The sequence below is a fragment of the Acinetobacter sp. 70_2 genome, from assembly GCF_056736115.1.
Window position 1 is genome coordinate 96,923 of the sequence record NZ_JBWZIP010000012.1, and the last position, 21,420, is coordinate 118,342.

Annotated in this window: 20 protein-coding genes; 7 read left to right on the forward strand and 13 right to left on the reverse strand. The window is 37.9% G+C overall.

Annotation, left to right across the window (positions count from 1 at the left end; translation table 11 throughout):
- Positions 1-26: 26 nt before the first annotated feature.
- Positions 27-929, reverse strand: a complete 903-nt coding sequence (locus AC1PJ9_RS04265; protein ID WP_311086495.1) for a DMT family transporter — start codon at positions 927-929, stop codon at positions 27-29.
- 108 nt (positions 930-1,037) lie between these two features.
- On the opposite strand from AC1PJ9_RS04265, the gene AC1PJ9_RS04270 reads away from it, so the two are divergent.
- The 3 genes from AC1PJ9_RS04270 (at position 1,038) to AC1PJ9_RS04280 (ending at position 2,998) form a co-directional block, all read left to right on the forward strand.
- Entirely contained in the window at positions 1,038-1,904 is an 867-nt protein-coding gene (locus AC1PJ9_RS04270) for a LysR family transcriptional regulator (RefSeq protein WP_311086496.1), read from the forward strand.
- Positions 1,905-2,050: 146 nt separating this feature from the next.
- Complete coding sequence (locus AC1PJ9_RS04275; RefSeq protein WP_263614683.1) at positions 2,051-2,470, forward strand: hypothetical protein; 420 nt, start codon at positions 2,051-2,053, stop codon at positions 2,468-2,470.
- Between the two features lie 96 nt (positions 2,471-2,566).
- On the forward strand, positions 2,567-2,998 hold the full coding sequence (locus AC1PJ9_RS04280; RefSeq protein WP_311086497.1) for a hypothetical protein: 432 nt from the start codon (positions 2,567-2,569) through the stop codon (positions 2,996-2,998).
- A 99-nt stretch (positions 2,999-3,097) separates the two neighbouring features.
- On the opposite strand, the gene AC1PJ9_RS04285 is transcribed toward AC1PJ9_RS04280, so the two are convergent.
- Both AC1PJ9_RS04285 and AC1PJ9_RS04290 read right to left on the reverse strand, forming a co-directional pair.
- Entirely contained in the window at positions 3,098-4,429 is a 1,332-nt protein-coding gene (locus AC1PJ9_RS04285; RefSeq protein ID WP_311086498.1) for a S8 family peptidase, read from the reverse strand.
- Between the two features lie 35 nt (positions 4,430-4,464).
- Complete coding sequence (locus tag AC1PJ9_RS04290; RefSeq protein WP_031945722.1) at positions 4,465-4,773, reverse strand: hypothetical protein; 309 nt, start codon at positions 4,771-4,773, stop codon at positions 4,465-4,467.
- Positions 4,774-5,354: 581 nt separating this feature from the next.
- Here AC1PJ9_RS04290 and AC1PJ9_RS04295 point away from each other — a divergent pair.
- Entirely contained in the window at positions 5,355-6,089 is a 735-nt protein-coding gene (locus tag AC1PJ9_RS04295) for a hypothetical protein (protein WP_311069769.1), read from the forward strand.
- Between the two features lie 57 nt (positions 6,090-6,146).
- Here the strand turns inward: AC1PJ9_RS04295 and astE are convergent, their stop codons facing one another.
- The 8 genes from astE to AC1PJ9_RS04335 all read right to left on the reverse strand — a co-directional run bounded on the left by astE (position 6,147) and on the right by AC1PJ9_RS04335 (position 17,808).
- Positions 6,147-7,121: a succinylglutamate desuccinylase gene (gene astE, locus AC1PJ9_RS04300; protein ID WP_311069770.1), complete on the reverse strand. Its 975-nt coding sequence runs from the start codon at positions 7,119-7,121 to the stop codon at positions 6,147-6,149.
- 12 nt (positions 7,122-7,133) lie between these two features.
- A complete protein-coding gene (astB, locus tag AC1PJ9_RS04305) occupies positions 7,134-8,477 on the reverse strand; it encodes an N-succinylarginine dihydrolase (RefSeq protein ID WP_263614688.1) in 1,344 nt (447 codons plus the stop codon).
- Between the two features lie 17 nt (positions 8,478-8,494).
- Positions 8,495-9,964: a succinylglutamate-semialdehyde dehydrogenase gene (gene astD / locus AC1PJ9_RS04310; protein WP_311086499.1), complete on the reverse strand. Its 1,470-nt coding sequence runs from the start codon at positions 9,962-9,964 to the stop codon at positions 8,495-8,497.
- Positions 9,964-10,995, reverse strand: coding sequence for an arginine N-succinyltransferase (gene astA / locus AC1PJ9_RS04315; RefSeq protein ID WP_311086500.1), 1,032 nt, complete (start codon positions 10,993-10,995; stop codon positions 9,964-9,966). The genes astD and astA overlap by 1 nt, the downstream gene beginning before the upstream one ends.
- A gap of 18 nt (positions 10,996-11,013) precedes the next feature.
- Positions 11,014-12,228: an aspartate aminotransferase family protein gene (locus AC1PJ9_RS04320; protein ID WP_311086501.1), complete on the reverse strand. Its 1,215-nt coding sequence runs from the start codon at positions 12,226-12,228 to the stop codon at positions 11,014-11,016.
- A gap of 144 nt (positions 12,229-12,372) precedes the next feature.
- A complete protein-coding gene (locus AC1PJ9_RS04325; RefSeq protein WP_134262440.1) occupies positions 12,373-13,647 on the reverse strand; it encodes a Glu/Leu/Phe/Val family dehydrogenase in 1,275 nt (424 codons plus the stop codon).
- Positions 13,648-14,683: 1,036 nt separating this feature from the next.
- Positions 14,684-16,117: an amino acid permease gene (locus tag AC1PJ9_RS04330; RefSeq protein ID WP_311086502.1), complete on the reverse strand. Its 1,434-nt coding sequence runs from the start codon at positions 16,115-16,117 to the stop codon at positions 14,684-14,686.
- Positions 16,118-16,530: 413 nt separating this feature from the next.
- Positions 16,531-17,808: a hypothetical protein gene (locus AC1PJ9_RS04335; RefSeq protein ID WP_311086503.1), complete on the reverse strand. Its 1,278-nt coding sequence runs from the start codon at positions 17,806-17,808 to the stop codon at positions 16,531-16,533.
- Between the two features lie 127 nt (positions 17,809-17,935).
- On the opposite strand from AC1PJ9_RS04335, the gene AC1PJ9_RS04340 reads away from it, so the two are divergent.
- Complete coding sequence (locus AC1PJ9_RS04340; protein WP_263614694.1) at positions 17,936-18,730, forward strand: class I SAM-dependent methyltransferase; 795 nt, start codon at positions 17,936-17,938, stop codon at positions 18,728-18,730.
- Positions 18,731-18,745: 15 nt separating this feature from the next.
- Positions 18,746-19,279 (forward strand): hypothetical protein, encoded by a 534-nt coding sequence (locus AC1PJ9_RS04345; protein ID WP_311086504.1) that lies wholly within the window; start codon positions 18,746-18,748, stop codon positions 19,277-19,279.
- A gap of 48 nt (positions 19,280-19,327) precedes the next feature.
- Here AC1PJ9_RS04345 and AC1PJ9_RS04350 read toward each other — a convergent pair whose 3' ends face one another.
- Positions 19,328-19,900: a hypothetical protein gene (locus tag AC1PJ9_RS04350; protein ID WP_199999870.1), complete on the reverse strand. Its 573-nt coding sequence runs from the start codon at positions 19,898-19,900 to the stop codon at positions 19,328-19,330.
- 139 nt (positions 19,901-20,039) lie between these two features.
- Complete coding sequence (locus AC1PJ9_RS04355) at positions 20,040-20,507, reverse strand: Holliday junction resolvase-like protein (protein ID WP_311086505.1); 468 nt, start codon at positions 20,505-20,507, stop codon at positions 20,040-20,042.
- Positions 20,508-20,667: 160 nt separating this feature from the next.
- On the opposite strand from AC1PJ9_RS04355, the gene AC1PJ9_RS04360 reads away from it, so the two are divergent.
- Positions 20,668-21,312: a ParA family protein gene (locus tag AC1PJ9_RS04360; protein ID WP_174724423.1), complete on the forward strand. Its 645-nt coding sequence runs from the start codon at positions 20,668-20,670 to the stop codon at positions 21,310-21,312.
- The last annotated feature ends 108 nt before the right edge of the window (positions 21,313-21,420 follow it).

Consider the following 21,420-nt stretch of genomic DNA (forward strand, 5'->3'; position numbering starts at 1 on the left):
TTAAAGCAAGTAGCGCATGACATAGCTTATTCGATAGTACGCCTATTCCCCCAATTCATCCACACCAAACTCCCTACAATAATTACTCCACCCAGAAGCACCATCATTGACGGTTTTTCATTTAAGAAAAGCACTGCCAAACTCATTGCGACAATAGGTGAACAATATAAAAAATTCGATGCAATCGTTAACGGCATATTTTTAAGTACATATCCCCAAAGCACATACGCCATTCCACTTGGGAAAATACCTAATAGGACAACTGACATATTGGCTTGCCAAGTGGCATGTAAAATTTCATTCGGTAGATTAGCGCTATAAAATAGTAAAGGAATGGTCCCGAACCAGATGATGTAGCACATCATGCTCAAGGCATCATAATTTAAAGCAAATTTTTTATATAAATTAAAATAAAGGCCCCACGCAATTGCTGCTAACACTATCAACAAACTGTAAGGGCTCGGCATACCAAAACCATGATCTCCACTAACCACTAACACGGCGCCACAAAGGCCAAGCAAAATACACAACCACTGTTTGAAACTAATTTTTTCTTTAAAAAGCAAAGCTGAAATAATAAAAGTGAATAGCGGAATAGATTGACTCAAAATACTAGATGCAACCGCAGTCACATACTGCTGCCCGGTATTTATAAGTAAGTGATGTAGCGTTACAGAGAAAAAACCCAATACAGCAAGCGCAGGAGCATCTTTCCACTTTAATGGCTGAATTCTTTTTTTCATGACCAAAAGAAGTAAGAAAACGGATGCGATTAAAAAGCGGAGCAAGGCAATATGCTGCGGTGTATATGAATGCAAGGCACTATGTACGCCAATAGGTGAATAGCCCCAACAAAAGACAGTAATAGCAATACATAGGTAAAGCTTAAATGCGGGAGGCTGAGTTTCGGCAGCAAGAGAAATTGCCATGTTAAATCTGCACTAAAGAAATGGAACACTTTCATCATATGCGCATGGATAGTTGAATAAAATTAACTTATATTGAGTCATATATTCATTAAAAGTGAATGATAAAATATGGATATCGCCCAGTTAAAAATGTTTCAAACCGTGGTTGAATGCGGCACCATGGCTAAGGCATCAATGCAACTACATTGTGTACCCTCCAATATCACAACGCGTATTAAACAACTTGAAGAAGAACTAGGGGCACCGCTGTTTTATCGTGAAGGAAAAAGCTTAAAGCTCACGCCATCTGGAGAAATCTTTCTCGATTATTGCCGTAAAATTTTAGCACTCTGTGACGAAGCCAAACGAAGTATTCACCCTGATGCACCGCCCTCTGGCCCATTAAAAATTGGAGCTATTGAATCTTCTGCCACAACTCGCCTACCCAATTTACTTGCGAAATATCATCAACGTTATCCAGAAGTTTCCATTCAAATTATTACTGGCACATGGAAACAGCTATTAGTCGATATTTCTCAGCACAAACTTGATGGTGCAATTGTCGCGGGCAATATAGAGTTTCCTATGCTAAATAAACTCAGTATTTATCAAGAAGACATGGTCCTAATTGCGTCTCACTCTTTGGGTGAAATTCATTGCCAAGAAGATCTGATTGGTAAAGAAATTTTTATGTGGACTGAAGGCTGCCCTTACCGTGCAGCTCTCGAAGATTGGCTTAAACTCAAGAATATTTCACTTCCCATCACCAGCATTACCAGTTATGCCACCATTATTGGGTGTGTGAGTGCGGGTTCTGGCGTGGCGTTAGTGCCTAAGAGTATTTATGAACAATATAAAAATTTAGCGCATATTCAGAGTTATAAGTTTGAACATCTTGCCTTTATGCAAAATCACTTTTTCTGGCATAAAAATGTGAGCAACCACAAAGCAAGAGATACATTTATAGAGTTAATTAAGTCTGAATTTTATTTATGAATATTGGGAATAGTAAGTCTATTGCTATTAAATGATGAATTCTCGTAATCAAATCGTATGGGTTTTATCTCATGGCTGCACAAGGTTTATTTTTAACAGTAAGATCAGCACTTCAACTTTTAAAGTAATTGGGGAGATTGGTCCAAATGAAAACCTTACAAGTGTTATGCGTTGCAAGCTCTATATTGGCTTCATCAACCCTTTTTGCTGAAACAACACAGCCTCAACAAGTAAGTGAAGCAACATCTAAAACTCAACCTTATGGTGATAACCCAAGTTTAGGACGTGTCCTGTTATATAAAACAGGAAAAGGCATACAAAATTTAGGAGACTCTATTCAAGGGGCTTCAGAAAAAACTTCGAATAAAATTAGTGAAAAATGGAAAAACACCAAAGAATTTACAGCTGAAAAAGCAGAAGTCGTTCAACAAAAAGCAGATACCGCAAAAGTCTTTACTGAACAGAAAATAGAGCAAGCCAAACAAAATATTACCAGTAGTCGAAATGGTGAAAACATACCGATAGAACAAGGTGAGTTAAGCAAATCTAGCACGACGACCAATTAAAATTGGGTTTGAGGAGCGCGATCATGTCGCGCTTTTCAAAAAATATATACTTTAAAAAGAAAGATCACCAAATACAAAGAGCTAGGAATCTGCCTTATGAATAGTCAAAAACTTCTCTTTTCAACACTATGTTGTGTAGCATTAACTGCGTGTGCGACCACCAAATCTGTTTCTTCTTATTCTCAGGCACAAGTTTTAGAACAAGATACGAATATTGAAGCTTATCCAACCACCACTGGCAATGTAGCCAAACTTATTAAACACGATAAACAAGCTTGCATGATTGAATTTACGGGTTATTTAGGTGGAGGCCAAGTGACTGAGCACTGGATTTTTAACAATAAAGGATTAATTTCAGCTCAATCATTTACAGAGCAATATCCAGATTCTTCTGGCATATTAAGTCAAGCCACCAACTCGACAACAAAAAGCTCAACCACGTTTAATATTCAAGATCCAGCAATTCAAAATAATTTTAAAAAACTCCAGAGCAATTTTAATAAAGCCAATTTAGAGAAATGTGATTAAAAATTTTCCATAAAAAACTCGTTGCAGAAGTAATCTTTTGCAACGAGCCATAGCCATTTTAAATTTCTTGGACCGAATAGAAAATTATAAATATGCTATTTAATTAACAGTTAAACCATTGGTTGCCGCCAGTAAATCAATACGCGGGAAAACTAAGCCCGTTCTTGAGTCAGTAATAGGTTTACCCGTGGTTCTTAAACGATTAATGGTCTGATCGATAGTTTCAGTTGGTGTAACACTGTTTGCTCTTAATAATGCAATTGCGCCAGCCACATGTGGCGTCGCCTGAGAAGTACCTCCCATAGTATAGCCACCCGCAGTAATCATTGCCCCTGGTGCCAATAAAGTCACAAGGCTGCCCCCGTTACTAAAGCATGCCACTTTGTCCGCTGCCGTGGTTGGGTCAGAACATTTCACTGGGTTCCCCCATGACACACCACCAATATTACTGTCATATACAGCACCTACTCTTACCGCTCCAGCAACACAAGCAGGTGAAGAAATACCATCAGGGAATGCATCGTTACCAGTTGCGACTACTGGTACTACTCCAGCAGCTCGCGCATTTGCAAATGCTGTTCCATAACTACTATTACTACATTCAGATTTGTATTTAACACCAGGAACACCAAGGCTCAAATTTATCGCTTTAATATTGTATGTTTTAGCGTTATTTACTGCCCAGTTAATGCCCGCAATGATATCACTATCATAGGCTGAACCTGATCGAAAAACGTCTATTCCAATAATTTTTGTTTTGGTAGCAACTTTAGACACAATCGCTGAAACATTACTACCGTGACCATTATCGTCAAGTGAGCCATCATCTGGAGCACTATCAAATGAATAAACGACACGACATGTACTTGAAGGTGTATTCACCGCCGTACAGCCAAAATCCGAATGTAAATAATTTACCCCTGTATCCAGCACAGCAACACTAGAACCGGTTCCATTAAAACCTTTAGTATTGGCCTGAGGCTGATTAATTAAAGGCAGACTTTCCATCGTCGTAGGCTGATTGATTCGGTTTGGATATACGGCCTTAACGTTCGGATCGTTAAGTAAATCAACTAAAGCTTCTCTATTACTAATTCGATAAAAAGCTAAAGGCAAATTATTGTAGTCCCGAAGTACTTGTACCCCTACACCACGATTAAACCTCGATTGTATATTCTTTTTATTTGCAGCAATATAACTTCGCCGCTCCAAACCTGAAGCTACACTTTCCGAAGGGATATTGTATTCAACGATAAGGTCATTAGAATCATTGGTGACCAAGGCATCTAAATCAATTTTACCCTGAAATACTTTTTGTTTTGCTGCCTGATTTAACTGCTGTTTAGCACCTTTAGAGTCCAAAGGAAGAGCAGATGCAGTTGTACTTAAGATCGTACATAGACCTAATAGAAATAACGTTTTACTTTGCATTATTTTTCTCCGTAGTCTTTCGACTAACAATTTACTTATTTCGCTTTTATTTCATTTGCTGGATCTTTTTCTGGATCAATCGGTTGAATAGAAAGATCACTTTTTGTGTCATAGAAAGGAACAGTATCTGCTGATACTGGGCTGGGTTGAGTTGAATTTAAAGATACGTTTTTAGGTTGAGCAGGCTCCTTAAGTTTAGAAAGTAAAGATGAAGTGTCTGGTTGTGATGAATTCGGCTTATGTAAAGCAGAATTGAACACCTCAGATGCACCGCTTGTTGGCTTAAAATAAAGAACAACGGCGACTAAGCCGACCAATATGAAAAGGGAAGCAATAATTTTCATCATTTAAGATCTCTGTTTTTTTGTTTATAGACATCTACATTTATTTTTGATTATTCGAAATAAGGCGCTATTTCTTTAGATATATTTCATGTGAAATTTCTATTTCTTGAAATATATAAACATGAGAAAAGCTAAAACACCTTTTCCCGAATAAGCAAAAATACAGTTCTGCCCTGTACGTTTATATTTCTGGCAGAATATGGTTCAAAAAAGCGCCAAAAAGCACCCTATTCTCATAATAAGCAATAACTATGCCGTTAACTCCAATAAAAAATGAAAAAAGAATCATCTTTAGAGATATAGAAAAATGGTTATGTTGAATGCTTTTAATTGTTTTTATTTCAGAGAACAAAAAGAGAGAAAATATTTTGCTGGTTTTAAATCATAAAATATCGATATCTATTTCACTTTATTATTAATATTTTTCTTTCTCCACAATTTCTCCCTTATGTGTTTATTGACTGTAATGCTGTTGTAACGTTTTGATGAAGGTGATTCCCAAGCGAATCAAGGTTTGACTATGATGCGATTGCGTTTATGAAATACCTCACTAAAGGGTATATTCTTTGAAGGATATCGCAATGAAAATGATGAAAACAGCTATCGTGACTGCAAGTGTTCTTGCTTCTGCCTCTATTTTTGCACAAAGTGCGGGCGTTAATGCAGGTGCCTCTGCCCAAGTTAATGTACAACCAGGTGGACTTGTTAGTGGCGTAGCCAATACAGTCAAAAATACTGCTCACACTGTAGGCCATACTGCAAAACATGCTGGTCATGTAGCGGCTGACACTACAGTTAAAGCAACTAAAAAAACAACAGGTAAAGTGACTGAACTTTCTTCTGATGCTGTAACAGGCACTAAACATTTTGCTACTGAAGCAGCAACAGGAACAAAAAATTTAGCGACTAAAGCCGCAACGGGTACTAAAAACTTAGCAGTTGAAGCTAAAGCTGATACAAAAGCGCATCTTGATGCAGTAAAAACTAAAGTTGCAGAAAAACAAGCCGACCAAAAAGAATTTACTGCTGAAAAACAAGCTGATGCTCAAGCACGTGTAGATGCAGTTAAAGCCCGCGTAGCTCAAAACCAAGCAGAGCAAAAAGAATTTGTTGCTGGCACTAAAGCTGATGCTCAAGCACAATTAAATGCAGCTCAACCAGCTCATGCAGTTAACGCTCAAACAGGTGTAAACGTTGGTGTTAATGTTGCTCCAGTTGGAATTAGTGCAAATGCAAACGTAAATGCAGGGGCTCAAGGTTCTACACAAAAAACTGAAAAGAAATCTTTCGTTAAAGGTCTTTTCGGTACTAACTAATCAGTTATCAATAAAAAAGGGCAATTTATTGCCCTTTTTTATTGATCTAAAAGTTATTTAGCGTGTTTCAGTTAAAACCAAGCCTGCACGTAAACCGATCTTCACATTTGGGTTTGGAAATAAAATCCAGACCTGCTCTTGCTCAACTACATAATTACCCGAAGGTTGCATCGCAATGATTTCGTCTTTAGTAAAAGTTGAAAAGTTTGGAGCCTCAGCAGATAAATTCATGTGAAACTCTTCATCTTTTTTTATTAAAGAGTCAGATACCTGAAACACTCGAATTTTCGATTTATGTCGTGTCGGTAAAGCTTGTTCGGAAACCACATGACGCATGACTTCATCAATTGCAGCAAACTGGCTCAAGTCATTTTGTCCAAATGGCAAGGCTTTCCCCAACTCCAAGGTGGCACTCGCAGCTTTAAAACTCTCACTGGTAAAATGTGTGAAGGTTTTACCTGCAGCGCGGTGATAAACCAAAGCATCTAAATCGGCAGCATCAAGACTTGCTATCAAATCAGCATCGTAGTCATGCGTTTGATAAGGCAATAAAGCAAAGGTTGGTAATAATGAAGCCCGAATTGCGGTATGCAAATCATAATGATAGCGCTTAGCCTCACTCTCACTTTCCTGAAAGAAAGTGGCAACTGCGTGTTCCAAAACCTCAGCTCGCTTAGATTCCTCTGTTACGGGTAAATTTTTATATCCACCACAAAACATTCGGTTTACATCATCATGCACATAACGCTTACCTTGACGCATTGCATACGGGTTACCCAATACAAGCAGCAACCTCACAGCAAGGTTTAAACGTCCAGCAAATAAATCAGTGCAAAGTTGAGACAACAATTCAATTGGTGCTGTTTCATTACCATGTACCCCAGCTGACAGTACGACAGCTTTGTCGTACTGTACATGTGGCGTACATTCAAGAAGTCCCTCACCTAACCAACGCCAAGAAAAATTTTCTTGTTTTCCCTCGCGTACTGTAGGTTGCTCACCTTGTAAGGTTAATGCTAGAAAATCTTGCATGTCACCTCCTCATTATTTTTGGAAAGGATAAACCGAACCCAAACCTAAAATTTTGGTGAGTTCATCAAGCGCCATACGGCTTTCCATAAGCAAATGCGGATCTGCTAAATCTTCTTGAGCTAAACGATCACGATAGTGTTTATCTACCCATTGATTGAGTGTGCCAAACAACTGATCATTCATGAGGACTTTTGGATTTACAGCATTTAATTCAGTTTCGTTTAAAGCTACACGCAAGCGTAAACATGCTGGTCCACCACCATTACGCATACTTTCACGTAGGTCATACACCTGAATTGCATCAATTGGTGTACCCATTTGAATCATATCATTCAAATAGCTCCACACTGCAGCATTTTGGCGAGACTCTTCTGGTACAACAATGGTCATACCACCATCAGGACGAGTCAAAATCTGGCTATTAAACAAATAAGTTGCTACGGCATCATCAACAGTAACGCGGTTTTCAGGTACTTCAATCGAAATAAAATCTTCACCAATGCTTGCCATTTTTTGACGAATTTCAGCAAAAGCTTGATCTTGATTTAAGAAAGCATGTTGATGGTGGAATAAAACCTGTTGGTTACTTACCGCGATCACATCATTATGGAAAACACCCTGATCAATCACATCTGGGTTTTGTTGAACAAAAACCGTATGTGCATCATCTAAACGGTGTAAACGTGCAATTGCTTCACTTGCTTCACGTGTCTGACGTGCTGGATAACGTTTTGGTCCCGGTAAGCCATTATTTAAATGTTGTTGACCATAAACAAAAACCTGAACACCGCGCTTAGCATAATCACCACCTAAACGATTGTGATTTGCTGCACCTTCGTCACCAAATAAAGCCACTTGTGGTAAAGCTTCATGGTGTACAAAGTGACGTTCATTTTTAAAGATGGCTTGTAAAACTTGGCTCGTTGTTTCAGCTTCAATTGAACGGTGAAACTTATTGTTCAAGTTCGCTGCTGTAAAATGCACGCGTTCATCTTGGCTATCAGCCGAAGGTGAAACTGTTGCAGCATTTGCAGTCCACATTGGAGAAGCTGAACTTAAAGATGACAATAGCTCTGGTGAATAACGCATTGCTTGAGCAACAACACTAATGTCATCTCCAGTAAAACCTAAACGACGTAACATTGGAACATGTGGACGCTCATGCGGAGCAAGTACACCTTGTTTCATTCCCATATCAGCCAAGGCTTTCATTTTTAATAAGCCTTGTTTCGCTGCTAATTTTGGATTCGAGGTGTTATTACGGTTTTTGGTTGATGCTTCATTACCAAAAGACAAACCCGCATAGTGATGTGTTGGTCCCACTAAACCATCAAAATTTACTTCATATCCTTTCATTTTTTCTTTCCCTAGTGTTAAGGCAACACAATCCCTGGAGATAATTTTTCTGGCAAACTTAAGCTTTCACTTTCAAGTGAAGCCATTGGCCAAGCACAATAGTCAGCAGCATAAAACGCGCTTGCACGGTGGTTACCCGAAGCTCCAACACCACCAAATGGCGCAGCACTTGAAGCGCCTGTTAATGGCTTATTCCAGTTTACAATACCGGCACGTGCTTCAATCAGTAAGTCATCAAAGAGTTCACGTTTTGGAGAAACCAAACCAACAGACAAACCAAAACGAGTTGCATTGGCAATTTTCAATGCTTCATCAAAGCTGTCATAACGTTGAATGGTGGTAAGCGGACCAAAATATTCTTCATCTGGAATACCAGCCACACCTGTTACATCAACAATACCCGGAGTAAGTAGCGAGCTGTCTTCTTGAGGACGTGTCATTGGCAATAAGCTTTTTGCACCAAGCTCAAGTAACTTTTGCTGAGCATTCATCATGTTTGTTGCAGCAACCGATGAAATCACGCCACCCATAAATGGTTGTTGTTCGTCGTTCCAGCGACCAACTTTCAGGTTTTTAGCAACTTCAACAAAACGTTGAATAAATGCATCACCTTCTGCACCATTTTTGACTAAGATACGGCGCGCACATGTACAACGCTGACCAGCCGAAACAAAAGCAGATTGAATAGTAAGGTTAACTACAGCATCAATGTCTTCAATTTCATCGATAATCAATGCATTATTGCCACCCATTTCAAGTGCAAGAATTTTCTCAGGCGCACCTGCCATTTGCTTATGTAAGTGGTAACCCGTATTTGCACTTCCGGTAAACAATAGACCATCGATTTCATGTGAAGCAGCCAGCGCTTCGCCAGTAGTACGACCACCTTGAACTAAGTTCATTACACCATTTGGCAAACCAGCTTGTTGCCAAAGTTTTACAGTTTCTTCAGCAGTCCAAGGTGTTAATTCACTTGGTTTAAATACAACTGTGTTGCCTGCAAGTAATGCAGGAACAATATGTCCGTTTGGTAAATGGCCCGGGAAGTTATATGGACCAAAAACTGCGAGCACACCATGTGGACGGTGACGTAAAGATGCCACACCATCTGCCATTTCAGTTGAGCTTTCGCCAGTACGCTGGTGATAAGCACGAATCGAAATCGCAACTTTGCCAATCATAGATTGAACTTCAGTTAAGGTTTCCCAAAAAGGTTTGCTGGTTTCTTGACTAATGACTTCTGCTAAATGTTTTTTATTTTCTTCAAGCAGCTTTGCAAACTTTTCTACAATCGCAACGCGCTCAGCAAGAGGTAAACGTGCCCATGCAGGAAATGCTGTACGTGCAGCTTGGCAAGCTTTATCAACATCAACGGCCGTAGCTTCACCACCTGACCATACAGTTTGGTTATCAACCGGATTTGTTTTTACAAATGTTGTACCGCTGCCTTGTAACCAGACACCGTTTATAAATAAAGAGTTTGACATCAGGATACTTCCATAGGATTTAGTGATAACACACGAACAGCGTGGCCTTCTTGTACACCGAGTTTCTCAGCTTGTTCATGGGTTAAATTTAGAGTGCTATCTACGAGATCAAGCTTCATTAACATGGCTCGATAGTCGTGATAATTATCATTGGCAACAAGGTATTGTGTTTTACCTACTGTTGTTTCATTTGTAATTTTGACTGTTAAAAATTGGCTTTCTTTAACTGCGCGCAACTCATCAATATTGGCTTCAATGGTTGGACCCGCATCAAAAATATCGACATATCCTTGATAACGTAAGCCTTCTGACTCCAGCACATGATAAGCAGGCAAAGTATGTGGATGCATTTTCCCAATCACTTCTTGTGCAGCCTTTGGTAAAAGGTCTACATAAACTGGAAAACGTGGCATAAGTTCCGCAATAAAAACTTTTTGGCCAATTCCACTTAAATAGTCTGCAGTTGAGAAATCCATATTGAAGAAATGGTGGCCAATCGCATCCCAGAAAGGCGAGCATCCATTTTCATCAGAGAAACCTCGCATTTCAGCAATGAGTTTTTTCTCAAAATATTGCTTAAATGCTGCGATAAACATAAAACGGATTTTTGATAAGAATTTACCGTTTTGGTTCTCACGACGTTCCGGATCTAAAAATAATGTACAGAGCTCACTACTTCCTGTTCTGTCATTACTTAAAAATAGAGTCGGTAATGCTTTATAGACATTTAATGCTTTTGAAGCGTGTACTTGTGTTCCCACATGAAAGTTGTACCAAGGTTCGATTAAACCTACAGCAACTTCAATTGCACTCACCCCAATAACACGTTGAGCTTCTGTATCTTCAAGAACAAACAAATAACCTTGTTCGCTCTTATGAACATTACCATTTAAAGTATTGCGAGTACGTGAAATTCGAGCCGAAAGCGTATCCATATTTTGTGGCAAGGAAGTCAGGCCAACACCTGACTTACCTGCTAATTTATAAATATCTTCAAGGTCTCGAAACTCGGCATGACGGACAATCATCATGGCTAGCTTTCCTTTTTTTTATTTAGCCAACTTTGCCAAAGCTCTTTTTAAACGAGCAATTCCTTCATCAATATCTTGTTCAGGAATAATCAGAGAAGGAGTAAAACGAACCACGTTTGGTCCTGCGATTAAAGCGAGTAGTCCTTCTTCGCCTGCCCAAGTTGTAATGTCTTTTGCTTTACCTGCATATTCAGCTTTTAATACACAGCCAATCAATAAACCTTGAGCACGAATTTCATCAAAAACTTGATATTCAGCATTTAAAGTATTTAATGCATCAAGGAAATATTGATGACGGTGTTTTACACCTTCAAGTACTTCTGGCGTATTAATAAACTCGAATACAGCACCAGCAACCGCACTTGCTAACGGATTACCACCATAAGTTGTACCGTGTGTACCCACTGAAAAATGCGGCGCAAATTTATCAGTTGTTAACATTGCACCCACTGGAAAACCACCGCCCAATGCTTTTGCAGTAGTGAGTACATCTGGTGTAACACCATAGTTCATGTAGGCATAAAGTGAACCTGTACGGCCTACACCTGTTTGCACTTCATCAAAAATAAGTAACGCACCGAACTCATCACACAGTGCACGTAAACCTTTTAAAAATTCGATGTCAGCAGGAATAACACCGCCTTCACCTTGGATCGGCTCAACAATAACTGCACAGGTTTGTTCATTAATGACTGCTTTGGCAGCTTCTAAATCATTGTAAGCAACATGGCTAATGCCGTTTGGAAGTGGTGCAAAGTCTTGTGAGTATTTAGGTTGACCACCTGCTGAAACGGTAAATAAGGTACGGCCGTGGAAAGCATTATTAAATGCCACGATGCCACTTTTACCCGCCACACCGCTGTCGAGTCCAGCTTTACGAGCAAGCTTTAATGCTGCTTCATTCGCTTCTGCACCTGAGTTACAGAAGAATACTTTATCTGCAAATGTATTTTCAGTGAGTTGTTTAGCAAGGCGTAGAACAGGTTCATTGGTATAACCGTTACCTACATGCCAAAGTTTTGTTGCTTGTTCTGTTAATGCATTTACTGCCACTGGATGCGCATGACCTAATGCGTTTACTGCAATCCCGCCTGCAAAATCGATATATTCTTTATTTTCTTGATCCCAAATACGTGAACCTTCACCACGTACCGGAATGAAATTTGCCGGTGCAAAAACTGGAACCATCCAGTCATTAAAGTTGCTTCGAGTTACAGAAATTGGCTGTTCCATGCTTACCTCAGTATCTATTTAATTTATTTAATCTGTCTTACTGTCTTTTATTTAATTTATTTAGAAAAAGGGACTGAGAAAATAACTCTATAACATCCTTTATATTTGCTCAGCCCACTTTTTCTAAAAGGTAATTTCCTCAGATTAGCCTGGGAAAATACCGCGTTCTTTACGAGCTTTTAAGATACGCTCACATGCCAAGATGTAAGCTGCTGTACGTAAAGTACAAGCATTGCTGTTTGCTGTATTCCAAACGTCATGCATAGCTTGAACCATCAACTTGTCTAAACGCTCGTTGATTTCTTCTTCGGTCCAGAAGTAGCTCGCCATGTCTTGAACCCATTCGAAGTAACTTACAGTTACACCGCCGGCGTTACATACCACGTCAGGAACCACAACAATGCCACGCTCAACTAAAATATCTTCAGCTTTAGGATAAGTCGGGCCGTTCGCGCCTTCTAAAATCAACTTAGCTTTAATTTTTTCAGCACGTTCAACTGTGATTTGACCTTCTAACGCAGCAGGAATAATGATGTCTACATCTGCAGTCCAGAAATCTTCATCAGCAATTGCTTGCGCGCCAGCGAAACCACCAACACCACCTTGGTTTGCATTTACGTGTTCACGTAATGCAACAAGATCAATACCGTCAGCATTGAAAATTGTGCCAGTGTGATCTTGAACGTGAGTGATTTTTGCTTTTGATTCAACAAACAAGAAAGCAGCTTCACTACCTACGTTACCAAAACCTTGAACAGCGATTTTCGCGCCTTCAATTGGTAAATTGATTTTTGCAGCTACTTCGCGACCTGTAACGAATACACCGCGACCAGTCGCTTTAACACGACCTAAAGAGCCACCTAAGTGAACTGGCTTACCAGTTACAACACCAGTTACTGTATAACCTTGGCTTGTAGAGTAAGTATCCATCATCCAACCCATGATATTGGCATTTGTACCAACGTCTGGAGCTGGGATATCTTTTTGAGGCCCGATAATGTGACCGATTTCAGTCGTATAACGGCGAGTTAAACGTTCTAATTCGCGATTTGAAAGTTTACGTGGGTCAACACGGATACCACCTTTTGCACCGCCAAATGGCAAGTTCAAAACAGCAGTTTTAATTGTCATCCATGCAGATAACGCCATCACTTCATTTAAATCAACGTTTGGATGGTAACGTACACCACCTTTACCAGGACCACGAGACAAGTTGTGTTGTACACGGTAGCCTTCAAAGTGCTGAATAGAACCGTCATCCATTACGATTGGCACGTCAACAATAAGCGCACGCTTTGGACGTTTTAAAGTGTCGATAAACTCAGCTAAGTGGTCTAAGTACGGAGCAACACGGTCAATTTGTGCCAAGTAAGTTTGCCATGCATCGCTATGTTCGTTTACGTATGAAAGATCTGACATCTTTTTTCCTATTTACCTATACAGACTCAGATGTGATAAATCCGCAGTCTTTATTATTCAGCAACCAAAACCTTGCAATAACAATGTTTTGATTTATTTATAAAATCTTCAGCCCTTTTAAAGCTTTAGACCCTTTAAATTCCATCTTGTGATATCAAAAGTACGATTTACTTTTATATATCGATATCTTTTACAATCTTTCTTTTGCCTCATCTGCTGTTTATAAAAACGTCTTTATAAAAGCAAAAGTCCACCGCAACCAACTCAAACAAGCCGATTGGAAATAAGTACAAAAGAGGTGATATAACCGTTTGGGAGTTAAAAAGAACTAGGGTTCATAAAACGAAAAAACCATAAGTCCATAAAATTATTTTTGACTAATCGATAGATCCCTCCATTAGTCTTTTTAAATAAAAATTGTTCACTAATACTGCAAGCTTCACATCACTACTCAAGCTGGTTAATCATGCTTTCATATAGACATAAAATCTTTAAGTAAATATAGCACAGCGCAAGGTAATTTAGAACATTTTAAAATAAACAAGCAGAGAAAAAATAATCAATTTTCTCTAAATTTTATAATAAAAAAGTAACTGAGCCTAAAAAAACCTTAAGCCATAATAATTTTATTTTATGGAAATTAAAAAAATATTAAAAATAAAAATGGTTAAAAAATTACCATTTAATAACAACAACTTAATTAACAAAAAATTTCAAAAAACCTTAGAAAAATTTAGAAAATTTCATAATATTTTTTTTGTGCGGTCCAATTTAAAACAAAAATAAAAATATAAAAAACTCCTTACTATTAAATAATCATGTTAAACATGTACTTATTTAAAAACTTATAATAATTAGCTATTAATACCATTCCGACAAATGGTTAATTTATGAATCATTATTTGATTTAATTATTAAAATAAAAAAAACATTTTTAAAAAAAATATATAACACCCCCTCTCCCAAGCTCAATTTATCGTCATAAAAAAAGGCCCCATAAGGGACCTTCAATCAACAAAATTAGCTACAAAATGGCTTAGTTCGGAGCAATCTCTTTCTTACGATAAAAAACAAAATAGCTCACATAGCACAGCAAGATAAAAATAATGCAGCAGATAAAGCCAACCTGCATAGATGGATCAAACACCATACTGACACAGGTAACAATACAGAATAGCCCACCTACAATTGGGGTAAGAGGGAAAAGTGGTGCAGCGAAACGTAAATCTTTTGCTGTTTTACCTGCTTTATACCATTGTCTACGGAAATTAAATTGTGAAACACAAATTGCGATCCACACCACCACCATTGTAAAAGCAGCAACACCCAACAAATTTTTGAAAATTGTTTCTGGGGCAAATTGTTCTGAAAGTAACCCGGGAATAGCACCAAACATGGTGACAATAATGGCAACAATAGGTGTTCCAGATGGTGTGAGTTTAGCGAAAATTTTAGGTAATTGATTTTTTGCTGAAAGCGACCACATCATACGTGAAGCAGCAAACAAACCAGAGTTAGCAGCAGAAAGTAGAGCCGTAATAATTACGAAACGGATAATGTCTTCTGCATACGGAATACCAATATAGTTAAATACCGTCACAAATGGACTACTGCTCACATCATTTGCATTAAGACCTGCAAGATGGAATGGTAGCAAAGAGCAAATAACAACAATGGTTCCTACAAAAAATATAAGTAAACGCCAAATTGCTGCATTAATTGCTTTAGGAACAGTCTTCGCTGGCTCCTCTGCTTCACCTGCAGCCACACCAATAAGCTCAGTACCAGAGAAGGCAAAATTCACAATAAGCATGGTTGTAAAAATTGGAAATAACCCGTGCGGGAACCAACCCTGAGCCGTTAAATTACTAAACAATGGTGCTGTTTCATGCCCGTGATAAGGAATAAAACCAAAAATTGCCAATAACCCCAAAGTAATAAAGACAATAATTGTTATAACTTTAATCAGCGCAAGCCAGAACTCAGATTCAGCAAATAAACGTGTTGAACTAATATTGAGGAAAAAGACAAGCCCACCAAAAAACAGAGTCCATGCCCAAACAGAAGTAGTAGGAAACCATTCCTTAACTAGTAAAGCTGCAGCAGTAAATTCAGTTCCTAAAGTGGCAGTCCAAGTTAGCCAATATAGCCAGGTGATCATATAACCTGTGCCTGGACCAATATAACGTCGTGCGTATTCACCAAAAGAGCCTGACTCAGGCACATGAACCGCTAGCTCACCAAGACAGAGCATAACGGTGTAGGCAATCAAACCGCCCAAGAAATAAGAGATAATTGCGCCAATTGGGCCTGCTTGAGAAATTACGTCGCCAGACCCTAAAAAAAGACCTGTACCTATGGCACCGCCAAGGGAGATCATCACCAAATGTCGAGTACTCATTGCTCGTTTCAAAGGTGCAGAACTTCCATGTTGCGATGCATCATTATTCCGATAATTTAATGATTGCATATAAAAAACTGTAACGACAATTTAGTAAAAAATCATTTTAGGAGAAAAAAATAAATATGCAATTATCTTTGAATAGTGAAGCTATTTTAAGCACACCTTCCCACCTCAAATAAAATATCAATGAAAAACAGCAGTTTGATAATTATAAAAGTATTAATTGTATTTTAATTAACCCCATACTATTTCTTTAATTTATATAAAAATAAAAACCATTATTTTTTAAATATAATAATTTTTCACTTAATTTATCATGACTACTTTTAACCCTATCTTTATTTGAAAATTAATCACACTATTTATTTAAATAATGACTTTTAATTTCATATACAAATAAATTAATAAAAAAATATTTTTTGAGCAAAAAATAAAGCCCAAATTTGAAGATTTGGGCTTTATTTAATCAATAAGGTAAATTAATAACTGGTCAGTACAAATTGTTGCGATGGTTGAACTGAACCTTCAATGTAGTCACAAACGCCTTGTTCATCACAATCTAAATTGAATTGCTTGTAGCTCAATGCAAAAAAATCAGAATATTGTTTAATGACAAATGGACTCATATCTGAGCTTAATGCATCACCTTGTTTAAATAATTTAATAATTTTTCGGTCATTCATACCTAACAAATAAATTTCATTATTTAATTCAATGTGTGCAACTCCGGTCTGCTCTGCCACAATCGGAATCAGATACGATGTATTTGCGAGCAACACATCTACAGCATAGCTTTCAAGCTTTAGATTAATTAAATTGAATACTAAGACTGTACCAGAATGAGTCTGCAAGCCTTTGTTAGAGCTTACAACTTGCTGGCTGTACTGAATTTTAATTCCAAGTTTTTGGAAGTCTTGTTCAGTCGCCTGCTTTGTTTTTACAAGACTACGTGTAATCGCTTGCTTGAGCGGGTTATCTAAATAACGCTCATCCAATTGAAAATCATTTTGACGTAAAATTTTCAATAACATGCTGTCATGGTATGTCAGCACATTCGCAAGTACATTACGGTAATAGAATTTACTTTGTTTTTTAATTTTACGAACATGTTGATAAAAATACGTTTCATCAAATTCATGTTCAATAAAATCATGTAAAAGACCTGAACTTGCCAATACAGATAAAGCTTCATGTCCTGTAAAAGGCAAATGAACCGTATATAAACTTGGCAATATTTCTTTTATTTTTAAGTAATGTTCACGATCGACGGCAAAGTAAGGGTCATAAACAATAATATATTCACGACTTGCATCTATATCTTGCAGCTGAATTTGCATGTCTTTATTTGCGACAGCATCAAAGAATTCAGCATAACGTCGGTCTTCAACTTGTTCAGGGTCAATTGAATATTGAGGTACAAATGCAACGATTCGATTCATATTTAAAAGATTCGAATATTTGATTGCTGCATAGCCACCCATTGAGCCGCCATAACCTACAATATTTTTAAAACGCTGAATAATAGGCAAAATGGCTTTAGCCATTTCAACCATACTGGCTTTTGGGAACCATGATTTTTGTTTTGGCATAATCCCAATAACATTGTATTGGTACTTTATTAGAGACTTTTCAGCATTGATAGATAAGCCACTCGCTCGGGTAATCAAATCGCCAAAAGAGAGAACTAATGTATTAGAATCGCCTTGTAAAAAAATGGCTCTAATGTGTTCGTCTTCAAAAATAATTTGCTTATCCATGCTCACACCGAAAGAAAATTTACTCCCACATACATAGTCAAAAATGAAACAAAATAGGTGTTTTGCCAATTTATGATTGCGGAGTATCTTATTTTATAGATGCCAGTCAGATTAAAAAGCGCAAAATATGACACAATCCTTACATCCTGCCGCTCAAAAAGGCTTCAGCTCAGCTGCTGAGCTTTATCAGCAAGTTAGGCCGAATTATCCCGTAGAAATAGTCAGTTGGCTACAAGAACGTCTCCAAATACATGAAAATTCTACTGTTATTGATCTTGGCTCAGGTACTGGCAAATTCTTACCCTACTTAAAACAAACCCATGCCAATATTCTTGCAGTAGAGCCAATTGGCGAGATGTTACAACAGCTTCAGCAGGCCTATACTGACATTAAAACTTTACAGGCGTTTAGCCACGCTATTCCGGTAAACGATCAACAAATTGATGCGGTCATTTGCGCTCAATCTTTCCATTGGTTTGACAACATGGAAACACTGACTGAAATCCATAGAGTATTAAAACCACAAGGACATTTGGGACTCGTTTGGAACCAACGTGATGAACGTACAGACTGGGTAAAGGCCTTAGCAGATTTTTTATTACCACTTGAAGGTGATACACCACGTTACCATAGTGAAAAATGGAAAAAGGTTTTTGAAAACCAAAATCTATTTACTTTTGATAGCGTAGAAACTTTTTCGCAATCACAGCATGGTACTGTCGAACAAGTGGTGAGTAAAAGATTACTCTCTACAAGTTTTATTGCAGCAATGACCGAAAAAGATCAATTACAGCTCAAAGCTCAGTTTGAAAAAATTGTTTATGATTTTACAGGGCTAGGCCCACAAGATCAGATTGATTTTCCATATGTCACATATGCATATCACTTTCAGAAAAGTACGTCGTCAAATCATAGAGAATAGGTTCAGTTGAAAGCTATGTTTAAAAAAACGCCTCATATCATCTTAATGTCTTTGCTCAGCTCTAGCCTATTATTGACTGCTTGTAAAAAAGCAGATGAGCCAACAAAGACCGAACAACATCAGACAAATTCATCTACCGATCAGGTGATGGAAAAGCTCAATGAAAGGCCTGTTAAAAAGTTCGCGGCCACTGCTGACGATGCGCATGACATTGCTTTATTGGAAGACTATGACCGTCGCTTTACTGAAATGAGTGATGAAATGGAAACTGAGCTAGAAAAAATGCATGAGGCAGGTACGCTCACCACAGAATTTGAACAAAAACGTACGCTTGATAATGTGCGCTCAGCATTGACCATGTTAAAAGACCTCGACTTAAAAACTGAACAAGGTCATTATATTCAAGGCTTGCTTTATCAATATTGGGAAAACCAAGAAAAGCACATCAATGATAAACAAGCCAATAAAGATGAACAGGTCAATCAACTTGCTGACTACTTACAAGCACAAAACCAGTTGAAATACTGGAAAGCCTCACAGCAGCATTAATTTTATAGCGTGCAATAAAAAGCCTTCTGATTGAGAAGGCTTTTTAATTTATATATTTTGTTTTTCAACCCAATGAATCGATTGAACACGGAATAACTCACAAGCACCATCACCTGTATCATTTGAAGTTAAAGATGATCGCCAAACTAAATTTTTGTCTTTAATTTCGACCAATTCACCTTTGAGATAAACCAAGTCACCGCGTTTAACTTGTTTGATTTGCTGAGCAATCTGAGGACTAGCTGGAATGATGTGCATATTAGATACCATCTGCATTGCTTGGTCAGCAGGTACTGGAAGTTTATTCATTTTCCAGTTCAAATAGCGGTCATACTGTTTAACTGAAATGGTACGAGCAATATCTGGTTGAGCAAACAGCCCCCAGCTTACCGCATAATCAATCGGTGAAAACTTAGCTTGTTCATCATTTTTATAAATTTTTGAACCTAAAATTCTAAAATTGCCTTGGAATGGCTGTAATACAGAAATGGATTGATCTTTTTCAATCGGTAACAAACCATTTGCAATATTATATTCACCAGAAGTAGATGCTGTCGAAGCAAAAGCTGAGCTGATACATAAAGAGGCCAATAAGCCTATCATTACATGTTGTTTTTTCATCGCTTTATACCTCAAATATTGCTAGATCAAATGCAGTAGATCTCTAATTTATGGTAGCTCTAAGCGATGAAAAAAATATCGGAATTTAGTAACAATACAGATCAATTTCGTCTATTTTTGTGCCTAATTAAATAGATTGTTAATCTTCAAAATCAATTCGTAAGGTTTCAAAACGAACTTTTCCTTCTTTTATTGCTTGAGCAATTGCCTGCTGCCCTTTGGTCAAACGCGCTCCCCCGCTTTTGACATCCAGCAAAATAATTTGAATATCCTCGGCAGTCCCATCCCCATCTCTAAAATCGGTATAGCCATCAAAAATAACGTAATCAACCGGATCACCCAAGAACTTGGCATCACTCGGCAAGTATTGAAACTCAGGTAAAATCGGCGCGAATTGTTCTGCCATTTTACCTTTTAATACGGCACGGCTTGTATTCACACTCCGTTTTTGTGCCTGCGCTAATGCCTGTTGATGCTCAAGCTCTAACTCCGCAATATATTGCTCGTATTCAGCCTTAATTCGACCATTACGGGTATTTGATAAAATGAGTGTAGTGATAATAATACCAATACCAGCACCTATAAGCATGGCCAGCCATACGGACATAAATTTTCCTTAACAAATACATATCATCGCGATAGATGAGCAATCATATCTAAAATTACTGAGTAGCTTAAACTTTTGTCAAAGGTGGTCATCTACTTCTTATAAAAAGATGCTAAGGTATAAAACATAAACACATGTGCTGCTGAAAATAATTGGATTTATGAAAACGATACTTATTGCAAATCAAAAGGGCGGATGCGGAAAAACCATGACAGCCATTACGTTGGCAACAGCTTTGGCACAAAAAGGATATAAAGTAGCATTAGCAGACTCTGATAACCAAAAATCTTCTTTACAATGGTTAAAACAACGTCCAGAAAGTGTAGCTGCGATTCAAAGCTTGGATTGGCGTCACGAAAAATCGATTGGTGATGCGCCGAAAAATTTAGATTATCTAATTATTGATGCACCAGGTGCTCTTTCGGGCGACCATGCTGAACAATTAGTCAGCGAAGCTCATGCCATTATTACACCACTTCAGCCTTCATTTTTTGATATCGATAGTACACGTCGTTTTCTCAAGCATTTGCAAGACATTAAGCGTATTCGCAAAGGTAAAGTACAAATTTTACTGCTTGCAAATCGGGTTAAACCAAACAGCGCTAGTTCAAAAGATATTCAGCAATTTTTTGAAAAAATCGAACATGAACCGATTGCATGGATTGCAGAGCGTAGTGCTTATGGCAGCCTAGCAATGCAAGGTTTGAGTGTATTTGATAAACCACAAAAAAACTTTATTGCAATTCAAAGCCAGTGGCAGCCGCTTTTAAATAAACTGATTGAAGATAAATCTGAGTGGTTCTAAAAATAACTTTTTATTTTTGTTGAGCAGGAATGTGTGCATTAGCATTTCTGCCTAAAATTTGCCTCAGGTCATTTTTCAGTTAATATGGCCTTACCCTATTTAAAAAAT